Here is a 13,531-nt window from a genome sequence, read left to right as displayed (position 1 = left end):
CGCTCAGTGCTCATGCCCGGCGCTGGCCTTGCCCAGCTCGGACTTGAGGATAAAGCTGTTGGCCGCGGCGTAGCGCGCGCCGGCCTGCAGGCCTTCGGTGATCTCGACCAGCCTGCCGCCGCTGCGGCCGGTCCTGACCGGCTGCATGGCAAACCCGCCCGGCACCGCGACGAACACGGCGCTGCGGCCATCGACCTGCTGCACGGCATCGGCTTCCACCGTGACCGGCACCTGCGTCGCGGCACCGAGCACGCTGACGGTGACGAACAGCCCGGGCCGCCACGCCATGCCCGGGTTGGCCAGCGTCACGCGTGCCTTGGCCGTGCGGGTCTGCTCGCCGAGCAGCGCGCCCACGTAGGAGACCTTGCCCTCGGCCTGCGTCTCGGAGGCCGTGGATCGGATCCTGACGGTCTCGCCCACGCGCACCTGGTCGAGGTCGCGCGCCGAGACCACGAACTCGGCCCATACCGAACTCAGGTCCGAGATGGTGAAGACGCTGGCATCTTCCTTGACGGCCTCGCCCAGCGACAGGTGCTTCTCCACGATGATGCCGTCGAACGGCGCGCGCAGCGTGAACTGGTTCAGGCTGCCTCCTTTGCCATCCTTGCCGGCGCTCTCCGACGCGCCGATCGCAACCAGCTTCTGCCGGGCGTTCTGCACGGCAATCTGCGCCTCTTCCAGCGCGGTGCGGGCCTGCTGGTAGTCCTGCTCGGCGGAGATCTTTTCCTGCCACAGCGTCTTCTCGCGCGCGTAGGTGGCGCGGGCCAGCGCCTCGCGCCGCTGCGCCGCGAGCAGTTCGCTGCGCTGCTCGGCGAGCGCCGTGCTGGCGATCACGGCCAGCACCTGGCCTTTGGCGACCTGCTCGCCCAGGTTGGCGGGCACCGCCTGCGCCACGCCCGCGACGCGCGGCACAACGTGCGCGGTGCGGTCGTCGTTGAAGCGGATTTCGCCGGGGAAGTCGACGCTGCCACGCAGTGGCGCGGGACCTGCCGTGGCGATGCCGATGCCGGCCTGCTGCACCTGCTCCGGCGTCAGCCTGATGACGTGGGGCTGGTCGGCGGCCTGCGCGGGCGCAGCGGCGGCAGCGGGGGCGCTGGCCGGCGGACTTGCCGGCGAACTTGCCGGCTGGTCGTGCGCGTGGCCGTCGCCATGGTCGGCATGCTCGCCCTTTTCGGCGTGCTCGCCATGCTCATGCCCGGCTTCGCCTGACCCGCCGCCCTTGCCCGTGAACAGGATCGCGGCGCCGCCCAGCAGCCCCGCGACCAGGATGGCCGCCACCGCGGCCCGTTGTTGCTTGCTCATTGCCATGCCTGAAGCCTTCCGTATCAGTGTCCGAGGATGCGGTCGATGCTGGCGGCCGCGTCATAGGTGCGGGCCAGCACGTCCAGGTAGCGGATGCGCGCCTGAAACAGGGTGCGCTGGGCATCCAGCACATCGAGGAAATTGAATTTGCCGGCCTCGAACCCGCGCGAAGCGGCGGCATAGGCCTGCTCCGCCGCGGGCAGCACCGAGCCCTGCAGCGTCTGCGCCGCGGCGCGCGACACCGACAACTGCGTCGACGCCTGCTGCAGTTCATTGGCCAGCCGGATGCGGTTGGCGGCATGCACATCCTGCGCGCGGTCGGCCCGGCGCAGCGCCGCGTACAGGTTGCCCTGGTTGCGGTCGAACAGCGGCAGCGGTATCGCCACGCCCAGCACGGCCATGTTGCGGTTGGCCTCGTTGTCGCGCTTGGCGCCGAGGCTGACGGTGACGTCGGGGTACTGGCGGCTGCGCGCCACCGCCACTTCGGCGCGGCTGCGTTCGGCGGAAAGCCGGCTGGCGGCCAGCAGCGGCGAATCCTCCAGCGCGCTCTCCAGCGCGGCGGGCGCGGGGCGCGACGGCAGCGCGTCGAGGTCGCCCTGCGCCTGCGCGAAGCGCGGCGCGGCGTTGCCCCACAGCGCGGCCAGCGACTGGCGCGCCGACTGCAGCGCGCCGGTGGCCTCGGCCAGCTCCAGCTCGGCGTTGGCCTGCTCGACCTGCGCGCGCGTCGCTTCCAGCGGCGCGACCTTGCCGGCGGCGACACGGCGCGATGCGGCCTGCGCCGCGCGGCTGGCGATGCCGACCGAGCCCTCGGCCAGCTTGACGCGCTCCTGCGCCACCAGCACGCCGAAGAAGCGCGCGATCACCGCGGCGCGCAGTTCGGCGCGCACGCCGCCCAGCTCGGCCTGCGCCAGTTCGCGGCCACGCTCGGCCACGCCGATGCGGGCGGCGCGCTTGCCGCCCAGCTCGATCGGCACGTTGAACTGGCCGGTGGTCGAGCGCGTGGCGCGGCGCGTGTCTTCCATCGACACCGCCAGCTCGGGATTGGGAATCACGCGCGCCTGCGTCAGGTCGCCCTCGGTGGCGTCCAGCTCTTTGCCGGCGGCGGACAGCGCGAAGCTGCCGGCTTCGGCCAGCGCCAGCGCGGCGTCCAGCGTCAGCGTGCCGGATGGCTCGGCTACGCCCGCACTGGCGGCATAAGGCGAGGGTTGGATGGCGGATGGTGGCGTCTGGGCGACGCCGGCAAGCGGGCTGGTCAGGACGGCCGCCAGCCCCAGCGGCAGCAAAAGTCTTCGCATCGAATTGCACCAGGAAAGAAACCGGGAATTCGGCGAGACGCCTGAGTTCAGCGAATCAGGAAGAAGTCAGGGAAGCGGATAGCGTCGTCTCGCCGGCTAAGCGAGACGGGGCCACTGCGGGCGGTCGGGGGCCCTGGCGCTGTGGGAGGAGAAACCGGGTTGGGGCGGGGCCTGCGCCAGTGCAACGCGCTGGCTGGCCTGTACGCGTGGCCCGTCGGCGCGTGCGAACGGCACCGAGGCGATATGGCAGACGCCGCAGTCGGGATCTGCAACGCCCAGCTTGTCGACATCGGCGTCGGCCTTGGTTGCATGCTGGCCGCCATCGGCTTTCTGCTGGTGCTGGTGCTGGTGCTCGTGATGCCCCAGGTGCGCCTTGGCAGCCGTTGCCACCTCATGCCGGCAATACGCGGCCGCTCCCGCCCAGGCGAACTGGAGCGGCAGGATCAGCGCGAGGACGATGAGGAGCAGGCGTTGCATGTCGGGAATGGCAGCGAGCCGCAAGTTTAACCGAGGCTGGCCGGGGTTCACGCGACGCGCCGATTACATTTGCGTCATGACGTAACGGCGGACGTAGCGGCGGAAAGCCAGCCAAGGCTATTTCAATTAATTTGAACAAGTTGTCCATACCCATCCCCGTTTGCGCGCGATCAAGACTCCTATAGTTCGTTACATGAACGGCACGCACACAAAGCAAGACGTTCTGCCAAATTCAACGAATAATACTGGAGAAAACTCATGACCCAGACCGCCCGCTTCGCTTCCGCACTGTTCCTGTCGCTGGCCGCCCTCGGCGCCGCGCACGCCGCTACCGCCGCCGAACGGCTGCCCGGCGACAAGTATGGATACGAGTTCCGCTCGCACGACGTCTTCACCGACGGTGCGCGCACCCTGGCCGCCGCCACCCTGCCTGGCGACAAGTACGGTTATGAGTTCCGCTCGCACGATGCCTTCACCGATGGCGCCCGCGCCGGCAAGCCCGACCTGTATGTGGACGGCGCCCGCACGGTGGCCGGACTGGACCGCGGCGGCGTGTCGGCAGCCCCGGCGCGCAGCTTCGACCCGTACAGCGAAGGCAGCCGCGTGGGTGGTTTCGATCCGTATGGCGAAGGCGCGCGTGCGTAATTGCCGTGGGTTTGCTCCCCTCTCCCGCCTGCGGGAGAGGGGCCGGGGGTGAGGGCGGGCGCTGGCATACCGACGCGCTTCGCTCCGTTGATGCTCCGGCCCTCACCCCCACCCCTCTCCCGCGAGCGGGAGAGGGGAGCCTTTGCCAGGGCCGTCAGCTTACGTTCAGCGCATCCAGGCGCGACCCCTGGCTACGGACAGAGGTCTCAATCCTCACGCCCCATTCGCCGCATCGCCTCCCGCATGGTCCGCATCTGCGCGCTGAACACGGTGCAGGCTTCGCAAATCGCCAGGTGGCCGCGCACGCGCACCCGTTCCACCCACGACAAAGGCTGGTCCAGCCCCTTCATGGTCAGGTGGTGAACTTCCTTGCAGTCCGGCAGCAGGCGGCGGGCGGGGCGGTCGGGCATGGTCGTTGCCAAGGGTTAAGTGGACGAGATCGTTCGCAGGGGCCGATCAGCCCTTGCCGGCAGCGCCGCGCTTTCCGAACCAGTGCAGTTCCAGGCACGCGCGCAGCCGCATGCGGGCCCGGTACAGCATGGCCCATGCATTGGTCGCGCTGATCTGCAAGACCTGACAGATTTCTTCGGTATCGAGCTCCAGCCACTCGCGCATCATGAACAGCCGGCCCAGCCGCGGCGGCAGCCGGTCGACGCATAGCTGCAGGATCTCGAAGAACTCGCGGCGCTCGAAGGCGCGCTCGGGATCGCCCCAGTCGGAAGGCGGATCCTGGTAGTGGCCGTTGCGCGTGAACAGCGCGTCCAGCGCCTCCTGCTCCGACTGCGCCTCGCCGTCCTCCGGCGCCACCAGTGCCAATCGCACCTCTCGCCGGCCGCTGCGCAGGCTGTCGATCAGCTTGTGCTTGAGGATGCCGACGAGGTAGGTGCGCAGCGAGGACTGGCCGGCGAAGCGCTCCGGGTGCTCCAGCGCGGCCAGCAGCGTTTCCGAGACCGCGTCTTCCGCCAGCACCTCATCGCGCAGCTGCAGGCGCGCAAAGCGCAGCAGGTAGGGCCGTACAGCCTGCAGTTCGGCAGGATCGAGGCTCATGGGGGCGCGTCATCGGCGTTGGGAGATGCGCCATGATACCGCCGGCGCACGCTTCAGCGCGCGCGCTTCAGTTCAGTCCCCGGAATTGCCCGCACAGCCTGAACACGTCTTCACTCAGCGGCACCTCCCGCGCGCGGGCATAGCGCGTGGCCAGCTTGAGCAGCTCCTTGATATCGCGCCCGCTGGCCTTGGGATAGGCCCGCAGCAGCGCCTCGACCAGCCCGTCGCCCAGCTCCGCGCCGAACTGCGCCGCCTGCAGCCGCCACAGGCGCCGCGCGTCCTCCTTGCCCGGCGTTTCGTAGTGGATGGTGGCGATGCAGCGCGACAGGATGGCATCGTCGACATCGCCGATGCGGTTGGTGGTCATGAACAGCAGGCCGTTGAAGTACTCCAGCGTGCGCAGGAACTCGGCGACGATGGCGTTGTGCTCGAGGTCGTTGTCGCGGCAGCGGATATAGACGTCGGCTTCGTCCAGCAGCAGGATCGCGTTCCAGCGCATGGCGCGCTGCAGGATGCCGCCCATGCTCGCACCGACCGACGCCGCCGTGGTACCGAGCTGTCCCGAATGGACCCGGTACAGCGGCTTGCCGACGACTTCGGCGTAGACCTCGGCGGTCAGGGTCTTGCCCAGCCCCGGCGCGCCCTGGCACAGGATGGTGGTGCCGCCCGACTTGCCGGGCACGAAGTCCGGCACCAGCACGTCCATGTGCGAGGTCAGGATGTCGATCAGGTCGCGATGGTGGTCCGGCAGCACCAGCTTGTCGCGCAGCTCGGGCTGGTAGCGGTACTCGGACAGGTGCTGCACATGCACCCAGAGATTACGGTGCCACTCCAGGTGGAAGAGATGCAAGTAGCCATGCAGCGGCACCGACTCGAAGCCCGTTTCCACACCGGCCTCGCGCCAGAATGACGCATCGCAGCTCATCTCGAAACGGCGCGCGAGCCGCTCCTCGTCATTGACGCAGCGGGCCATTGCGCCGTCGGGCACGAGCGTCAGTTCGGCCGCGCCCTTGGCGTCGAGCGACCACGCCGGTCCGCTGGCGACAAACTGCGCCCCGAAGCGGCGCTGGTAGCGCACGAAGCGCCGCGCGTGGTGCTCGTACTCCTGCCGGAACTCGGCGCACTCCTTGTAGAAGCCGAATTCGGCGAGCAGTTCGGGAATGGTGCGGTTGGCAATGTCGTCGTGCGTGATCACCATCGATGTGGTCATGCCCGCACGGCGCTTGTGGTGGTCGGTCAGCTCCGAGTTGGCGGACTGCATGGTGTTGGCGAGCAGGTCCACCACCACGTAGGCCATGCCCTGCTCCGGCGCGACGTAGCGCATGCGCCGTACCAGCCAGGGCAGCAGCACGCCGTCGCGGTTGCGCTGGTACAGCCAGCCGTCGATGGCATCGCGCGACAGGTACGCCACCAGCCCGCCGATCAGCTGGTCCAGCCCCGGGATGACGCGCGCCTGCGGCGCATTGTGGATGTTGTCGAGCGCCAGCATCTGGAACATCAGCGCGCGCTGGTCCTGGCTCTTGCTTAGCGTATAGAGCGAGTTCAGCGCCTGCGCGTCGAACAGCCTGCTCGACACCATCATGTCGCCATGGCACACGCCATGCTCCTGCAACTGCCGGGCGAGCGGCGTGCCCGTGCCGATCATGGCCAGCAGCGGGTGGATCAGCGCTTCCGGAATCTCGAAATCCATCGAACAAACTCCCGTTGGCCGTGCGCCCCGCGCGGGACGTCCCGGCGACGATTCACTGCAGGAAGAACGCGATGGCCCGCTGCACCACCGGTGGATGGATCACATGCAGGCCATCGAATTCCACGTACTCGACCGCATAGCCTGCGGCCCTGAGCCTGGCCGCGTTGGTGCGGCCACTGGTGGCGATGGGCAGCTGCTCGTCGTCGCGTCCGTGCGCGACGAATACCTTCGGCGCGCCTTCCTGCATGAACACCGACATGAAGCCGCCGGAAAACGCCAGCACGTGGCTGGCGACGTCGCCATTGGTGATGCCGATCGACAGCGCATAGCTGGCGCCGTCGGAAAAACCCGCGAAGCCCACGCGTTCGCGGTCGATGCGGTAGCGCGATGCCACCGCCGCAAGCGCCCGGTGCAGGCGTTCCAGGTCGGGGCCGTTGCCGCCGATCACTATGTCCCAGGTCGGGTAGAGCGACTGCGGCGCCAGCACCAGGAAGCCGTGCCGCTGCGCATGGGGCTCCAGGTGCGGCAGGACCTTCTCGGCATAGCCGCCGGCGCCGTGGAACATCACCACCAGGGGCACCGGCGTGCTGGCATCCAGGCCTTCGGGGACGAACAGCACCGCATCGCGCTCGGCGGCAATGCCCAGTCCGTGGCGGCCCGGTGGCAGCGGCGCAGTGGCCGGGCCGGACCGGTCGGCACGGTGCGCCGGATCGTCGAAGTTAAAAGACAGGCGGCCGAACAGGGAAGGATCGAGCATGGCGGGGATCCGAAGGTCAGGCGGAACGTCTGGCAGCGGGACAGAAGGCTGAGTCGCCAGCTGATATTTTGTATATTACATACAAACGCCGCCTCACGCTACCCAACTCACCCCAGTGCGTAGAAGCCGGAAGTTGAGCGTCGCGCAGTCCTCCGAGATCTCCCAGCGCCCGGCCAGGGCCGGCTTGCACTTGATTTCGTTGCCATGCTCGATCAGACCGTCGAACACATGGTTGGTGAGTCGTGAAAATTAACTGAGCCGTGGCGCCGCTCCGCCCAAGCGCCGACGCTGCCCGAAGTGAGCATTCGAGCGTTCAGCGAGCGCGCAAAGCAAGGCGGTCTTCTGGCTCCTCCAATTCGTCGCTTAATGGATTCTTTATAGGCCGCCAAAGAATCGCTGAATTTACCTTCAGTCGGCAGGCGGATATCTTTGCGCGAAAGGTATGGTCTTGCCGGTGGCCCAGCAGGGCACGGAGACGCTGATCCCTCCTGGAGACATCAAGCACGCCGGCCAAGGCGACGAGTCCGATCAGGAATGGCTCTCCCTTCAGCGCTGCAGGATGACCATGAGCAGCGGCATCAGCACCCGTCGGCAATCCTTCTCAGACATTAGAAAAGCGGAGACCCTCCAAACCCTGGTTACCGGGATTGGCGGAAGAAGAAATGACGATGAGACTACGATGACTACACCCACCCATATTGGACGTCGCCAGTTCCTCAAGATTCTTGGCGCAGGGTCTGTTGCCGCCTCGGCCTCGGCCTTGGGCATGGGTACAGTTTGGGCGCAGGCCCCGGCCGGTGTGCGCCCCTACAAGCTGCTGCGTGCGAAGGAGACGCGCAACAATTGCACCTATTGCTCGGTCGGGTGCGGCCTCTTGATGTATTCCCTTGGCGACGGCGCCAAGAACGCAAAACCCCGCATCTTCCACATCGAGGGGGATCCCGATCACCCGGTTAGCCGTGGGTCGCTCTGCCCCAAAGGCGCAGGGCTGCTGGACATCGTTCATTCAAAAAACCGGCTGCTGTATCCCGAATACCGTGCGCCCGGCGCGAAGGAATGGGTACGTATCAGCTGGGACGATGCGACGAAGCGGATCGCCCGGCTGCTGAAGGACGACCGCGACAAAAACTTCATCGCGCGCAACGAGAAGGGCCAGCTGGTGAACCGTTGGCTGAGTTCAGGCATGCTCGCCTCGTCGGCGGCCTCCAACGAAACGGGGGTTCTCGACTTCAAGTTCGCCCGCTCGCTGGGCATGCTGGGTCTGGACTGCCAGGCGCGGCTGTGCCACGGGCCAACGGTATCGGCACTGGGCCCGTCGTTCGGGCGCGGCGCGATGACCAACCACTGGGTGGACATCAAGAACTCCAATGTCGTCATGATCATGGGCGGCAACCCGGCCGAGGCGCACCCGGTCGGTTTCAAGTGGGTCATCGAGGCCAAGATCAAGAACAAGGCCAAGGTCATCGTCATCGATCCGCGCTTCAACCGCACTGCCGCGGTGGCCGACATCTTCTCGCCAATCCGGGCGGGATCGGACGCGGCCTTCCTGATGGGCCTGGTCAACTGGCTGCTGCGGCACGACAAGATCCAGCACGATTACGTGCGCGCGTACACCAACGCGTCACTGATCGTGCGGGAAGATTTCGGTTTTGAAGAGGGGCTGTTCTCAGGCTTCGATCCCGAGAAGAAAAGCTACGACAAGTCCTCCTGGACCTATGAACGCGACGGTGCAGGCAACGCGAAGCGCGATCCCTCGATGCGCCATCCCCGCTGCGTGCTGAGCCTGCTCAAGCAGCACGTGTCGCGCTACACGCCCGAGAAGGTTGAGGAAATCACTGGCGTGAAGCAGGCGGACTTCCTGCGGATCGCCGAGATCGTGGGCGCGTGCTCGGCCAGGGACAAGACCCTGACCTGGCTGTATGCGCTGGGCTGGACGCATCACACCGGCGGCGCGCAGATCATCCGCGGCGCGGCCATGATCCAGCTGCTGCTGGGCAATGTCGGCATGGCGGGCGGCGGCGTGAATGCGCTGCGAGGCCACTCCAACATCCAGGGCTATACCGACCTGGGCCTGCTGTCGGTACGGCTGCCGGGCTATATGGACCTGCCCACGGACAGGCAGCAGACGCTCAAGCAGTACCTGGCCGATGCCACGCCTGCCGCCCTGTTGCCCGACCAGGTGAACTACTGGAAGAACCTGCCGAAGTTCTTCGTCTCGTTGCAGAAGAATCTGTTCGGCAAGCATGCCACGGCGGAGAACGACTGGGCCTACGACCTGCTGCCGAAATGGGACCGCAGCTACGACATGCTGGCGTACTTCGACCTGATGTACGAGGGCAAGGTCAACGGCTATGTCGTCCAGGGCTTCAATCCGCTGGCGGCGATGCCTGACAAGAACAAGTCCTCTGCCGCCCTGTCGAAACTGAAGTTCCTGGTGGTCATCGACCCGCTGGTGACCGAGACCTCGAACTTCTGGCGCAACGAGGGCAAGTTCAACGACGTCAAGACCGAGGAGATCTTGACCGAGGTCTTCCGGCTGCCGTCGAGCTGCTTTGCTGAAGAGGACGGCACCGTGGTGAACTCCGGCCGCTGGCTGCAATGGCACTATGCGGGCCAGCAGCCGCCGGGCGAGGCGCGGCATGATCCGGCCATCCTCGGCGGCATCATGATGGAGCTGCGCCGGCTGTACGAAACCGAAGGCGGCGCCTGCCCCGAACAGGTGCTGCACATGACCTGGGACGCCGAGGCCTATCACGATCCTTACAGCCCGCATCCCGAGGAAATGGCCAAGGAGGCCAACGGCTACGCGCTGGCGGATGTCTTCGACCAGAGCGGGAAGAAGATCCTGCGCAAGGGCCAGTTGCTGGATTCCTTCGCGCAACTGCGTGACGACGGCACGACTTCGAGCTACTGCTGGATCTTCACCGGCTCCTGGACCGAGGCCGGCAACCAGATGGCCCGGCGCGACAACACCGACACCGGGCTCGGCAATACCCCCGGCTGGGCCTGGTCCTGGCCCGCCAACCGCCGCATCCTCTACAACCGCGCCTCGATGGACGAGATGGGGAACCCCTGGGACCCCAAACGCCGGATCCTGCATTGGAATGGCCAGCAATGGGCGGGCGCTGACGTGCCGGACTTTCCGCTCAACGCGGCGCCCGGCACATCCGTGGGGCCTTTCATCATGCTGCCCGAAGGTGTGGGCCGCCTGTTCTCTGCCGGCGGCATGATCGACGGCCCCTTCCCCGAGCACTACGAGCCGGTGGAGAGCCCGATCGCAAACAATCCGCTGCACGCCAGGGTCACCCACAACCCGACCGCGCGCATCTTCCAGAACGATCTGCAGCGGCTGGGCAACCGCACCGAGTTCCCGTATGTCGCGACGACGTATTCGGTGACCGAACTGTTCCGCCACTGGACCAAGCACTCGCACCTGAACGCCATGCTGCAGCCCGAGCAGTTTGTCGAGATCGGCGAAAAGCTGGCCGCGGACAAGGGCATCGGCCACGGCGACACGGTGCGGATCACCACCCGGCGCGGCTACATCACGGCCAAGGCCGTGGTGACCAAGCGCATGCGCACGCTGCAGGTAGCAGGACAGACCGTCGAGCAGGTCGGCATCCCTTGTCACTGGGGCTTCGAGGGCGCGACGCGCAAGGGCTATCTCGCCAACACGCTGGCGCCAGGCGTTGGCGACGCCAATTCGCAAACCCCGGAATTCAAGGCATTCCTCGTCAACATTGAAAAGATGGCCGGAGCCCAGGCATGAACTCGCAGAACATCATCCGCCGCTCGGCCTCGTCCGACCTGACGCCGGCGCCCCGCATCCGCGACCACCAGATGGAAGTGGCCAAGCTGATCGACGTCTCGATCTGCATCGGCTGCAAGGCGTGCCAGGTCGCCTGCAATGAATGGAACGACCTGCGCGGCGACGTGCAGGAGAACGTCGGCGTCTACGACAATCCGCGCGACCTGTCGCCCGACACCTGGACCCTGATGCGCTTCACCGAGCATGAAGACCAGGCCGGCAAGCTGGAATGGCTGATCCGCAAGGATGGCTGCATGCATTGCGAGGATCCCGGCTGCCTGAAAGCCTGTCCCGCGCCCGGCGCCATCGTGCAGTATGCGAACGGCATCGTCGACTTCCAGTCCGACCTCTGCATCGGCTGCGGCTATTGCGTCGCGGGCTGTCCCTTCGACGTGCCGCGCATTTCCAAGAAGGACGACAAGGCCTACAAATGCACGCTGTGCTCGGATCGCGTCGCGGTCGGGCAGGAGCCTGCCTGCGTCAAGAGCTGCCCCACCGGCGCCATCGCCTTTGGCTCGAAGGCGGAGATGCAGTCCCTCGGCGCCGAGCGCGTGGCCGAGCTGAACGAGCGCGGCTACGCCAAGGCCGGCGTGTATGACCCGGCGGGGGTCGGCGGCACCCACGTGATGTACGTGCTGCAGCATGCCGACGACCCGAAGCGCTACGCGGGCCTGCCGAAGGATCCTGAGATCAGCGCGCTCGTCGCCGGCTGGAAGGATGGCCTGAAGCCCGCCGCCGCGGTAGTCGGCGCGGCGGCGGTCGTGGGCATGGCCGCGCATTTCATGGCAGTCGGGCCGAATACCACCGACACCGGCCACGATGGCGGCGCGACTGACTCTGCAACTGACGGCACGGCAAGCGGAGACGGGAAATGACGACCAACAACGACAGGATCTTGCGCACCGGGTTCGCCGAGCGGCTGTGCCACTGGGCGGTCGTACTGTGCTTCTTCCTTGCAGCGGTGTCGGGCATATCATGGTTCTTCCCGACGGTGAGCTGGATGAGCGGCCTGCTTGGCACGCCGCAGATGGCGCGGCTGCTGCACCCGTTCCTCGGCATCGCGGTGTTCGCGGGGCTTTGCTACATGTTCGCGCGCTTCGTGGGCTACAACATGCCGGCGCGCACTGACGCGATCTGGTTTCGCCGCATCCGGGAAGTACTGATGAACAAGCATGATGGCGAACCGCTGCAGATCGGCAAATACAACGCCGGCCAGAAGGTGTTGTTCTGGCTCATCATGGCTTCCATACTGGTCCTGATGATTTCCGGGCTGATCATGTGGCGCGCGTACTTCGCCGAGTATTTCCCGATTCCCGTGCTCCGCCTGGCGATCCTGACCCATGCCGTGGCGGGGATCGGGCTGATCCTGCTGATCGTAGGCCACATCTATCTGGCACTCTGGGTGCGCGGCTCAATCACGGGCATGGTGACGGGGTACGTCTCGCGCGCCTGGGCCAGGCAACACCATGACCGGTGGCATGGCGAACTGGAAGCGAAGGACGCGCAGGCGGCAAGCGCAAGAGGGCGTGGCGCATGAGCCAGCATCCGAACCGCGCGGGGGCGCTGCCACCGGACCAGGCATCCCGGCATTTCACCCCGCTGATCCAGCCAGACCTCGCCGAACTTTACAGCCGCCGCGCCGCCCGCCTGCGCGTGCTGGCCGAAGGCCACGACCATGACGGCTATCTGCATTGGGCTGCCCGCGTGACCGAGGTGCAGGCATCCCTGCTGCCCGTGGCCGGCGAATGTGGGCCGGTGAAAGCCAGGGCGATACCGCATGCGGGGCAATTGCAGGCCCTGCTGGACCGGCTCATCGAGCGGCTTGGGCAGGACGTTCCCGCGCCGGTCGCACCGCACCTCGCGGCACTGCGCGGCACTGCCGCGGAAGCACGCCTTGCGGCCGCCCGGGCCCTGGCCGAGGGCCGCTTTAACGCCGTGCCGGCGGCCATCGCGCCCCTGCTCTGGGCTGCGCTGTCGCTGCAATGCGCCACCGCCGCGCGCGCGGCGCCGGTGCATGGCAGCGGCACCGCCGAGCCGCCGACCTGTCCGGTCTGCGGCACAGCGCCCGTGGCAAGCCTGATCCTGACCGGCGAGCGCCAGGGCATGCGCTACCTGCATTGCGCGCTCTGCGAGAGCGCGTGGCACATGGTGCGGGCCAGATGCTCCAACTGTGGCTCCGCCGCGGACCTTGACTACCTCAGCTTCGACACCGCCGAAGCCACGGTGCGGGCCGAAAGTTGTGGTGTGTGCCACGGTTACCTGAAAGTCGTCTCGCTGGAACGGGATCCGCGCGCCGAAGCAGTGGCCGATGACCTGGCCACGCTGGCCCTGGACGGTGCCGTGACCGCGGAAGGCTTTCAACGTACCGGGTTCAATCCGTTCGCCTTGCCGGGATGAAACGGTGCCCGCATTAAGACCCGTATCGGTTGCCCCCCAAAACACACTGCCGCGCCATGAGGCAATGCAGCGCGAGAGAAGCCGGGCAGTTCGTATACTCTTACGTGTGGAAT

Annotated in this window: 12 protein-coding genes; 5 read left to right on the top strand and 7 right to left on the bottom strand. The window is 66.9% G+C overall.

Translation table 11 applies throughout. From position 1 onward, the window contains the following. Positions 1 to 3: 3 nt before the first annotated feature. The 3 genes from VSR71_RS25330 to czcI all read right to left on the bottom strand — a co-directional run bounded on the left by VSR71_RS25330 (position 4) and on the right by czcI (position 3,074). Positions 4 to 1,308 (bottom strand): efflux RND transporter periplasmic adaptor subunit, encoded by a 1,305-nt coding sequence (locus VSR71_RS25330; RefSeq protein ID WP_342916528.1) that lies wholly within the window; start codon positions 1,306 to 1,308, stop codon positions 4 to 6. 17 nt (positions 1,309 to 1,325) lie between these two features. Next, positions 1,326 to 2,597, bottom strand: a complete 1,272-nt coding sequence (locus tag VSR71_RS25325) for a TolC family protein (protein WP_342916527.1) — start codon at positions 2,595 to 2,597, stop codon at positions 1,326 to 1,328. Positions 2,598 to 2,693: 96 nt separating this feature from the next. After that, the gene (gene czcI, locus VSR71_RS25320) at positions 2,694 to 3,074 is read right to left on the bottom strand and encodes a cation efflux protein, CzcI family (RefSeq protein WP_342916526.1); all 381 of its coding nucleotides are present in this window, start codon (positions 3,072 to 3,074) and stop codon (positions 2,694 to 2,696) included. Positions 3,075 to 3,332: 258 nt separating this feature from the next. On the opposite strand from czcI, the gene VSR71_RS25315 reads away from it, so the two are divergent. Further along, positions 3,333 to 3,719, top strand: a complete 387-nt coding sequence (locus VSR71_RS25315; protein ID WP_342916525.1) for a hypothetical protein — start codon at positions 3,333 to 3,335, stop codon at positions 3,717 to 3,719. A gap of 206 nt (positions 3,720 to 3,925) precedes the next feature. Here VSR71_RS25315 and VSR71_RS25310 read toward each other — a convergent pair whose 3' ends face one another. From VSR71_RS25310 to VSR71_RS25295, 4 genes are all read right to left on the bottom strand, one after another. Next, a complete protein-coding gene (locus VSR71_RS25310) occupies positions 3,926 to 4,129 on the bottom strand; it encodes a zf-HC2 domain-containing protein (protein WP_342916524.1) in 204 nt (67 codons plus the stop codon). 46 nt (positions 4,130 to 4,175) lie between these two features. Then, positions 4,176 to 4,766, bottom strand: a complete 591-nt coding sequence (locus VSR71_RS25305; RefSeq protein ID WP_342916523.1) for a sigma-70 family RNA polymerase sigma factor — start codon at positions 4,764 to 4,766, stop codon at positions 4,176 to 4,178. Positions 4,767 to 4,833: 67 nt separating this feature from the next. Then, on the bottom strand, positions 4,834 to 6,456 hold the full coding sequence (locus VSR71_RS25300; protein WP_342916522.1) for an ATP-binding protein: 1,623 nt from the start codon (positions 6,454 to 6,456) through the stop codon (positions 4,834 to 4,836). A 52-nt stretch (positions 6,457 to 6,508) separates the two neighbouring features. Next, positions 6,509 to 7,213 (bottom strand): esterase, encoded by a 705-nt coding sequence (locus tag VSR71_RS25295; RefSeq protein ID WP_342916521.1) that lies wholly within the window; start codon positions 7,211 to 7,213, stop codon positions 6,509 to 6,511. Positions 7,214 to 7,892: 679 nt separating this feature from the next. Between VSR71_RS25295 and fdnG the strand changes: the two genes are divergently transcribed. Genes fdnG through fdhE form a run of 4 tightly spaced genes read left to right on the top strand, consistent with a single transcriptional unit; the run spans position 7,893 to position 13,418 of the window. After that, positions 7,893 to 10,982, top strand: coding sequence for a formate dehydrogenase-N subunit alpha (gene fdnG, locus VSR71_RS25290; RefSeq protein WP_342916583.1), 3,090 nt, complete (start codon positions 7,893 to 7,895; stop codon positions 10,980 to 10,982). Next, positions 10,979 to 11,896 (top strand): formate dehydrogenase subunit beta, encoded by a 918-nt coding sequence (gene fdxH, locus VSR71_RS25285; protein WP_342916520.1) that lies wholly within the window; start codon positions 10,979 to 10,981, stop codon positions 11,894 to 11,896. The genes fdnG and fdxH overlap by 4 nt, the downstream gene beginning before the upstream one ends. After that, entirely contained in the window at positions 11,893 to 12,558 is a 666-nt protein-coding gene (locus VSR71_RS25280; protein ID WP_342916519.1) for a formate dehydrogenase subunit gamma, read from the top strand. Before fdxH ends, VSR71_RS25280 begins: the two co-directional genes overlap by 4 nt. Next, positions 12,555 to 13,418, top strand: coding sequence for a formate dehydrogenase accessory protein FdhE (fdhE, locus tag VSR71_RS25275; RefSeq protein WP_342916518.1), 864 nt, complete (start codon positions 12,555 to 12,557; stop codon positions 13,416 to 13,418). Before VSR71_RS25280 ends, fdhE begins: the two co-directional genes overlap by 4 nt. Positions 13,419 to 13,531: the final 113 nt, after the last annotated feature.

The sequence above is a fragment of the Cupriavidus oxalaticus genome (assembly GCF_038900635.1).
GTDB classification, from domain to species: Bacteria; Pseudomonadota; Gammaproteobacteria; order Burkholderiales; family Burkholderiaceae; genus Cupriavidus; species Cupriavidus oxalaticus_B.
The sequence above is the reverse complement of the archived record's forward strand: the minus strand, read 5'-3'. Positions and strand labels throughout refer to the sequence as shown.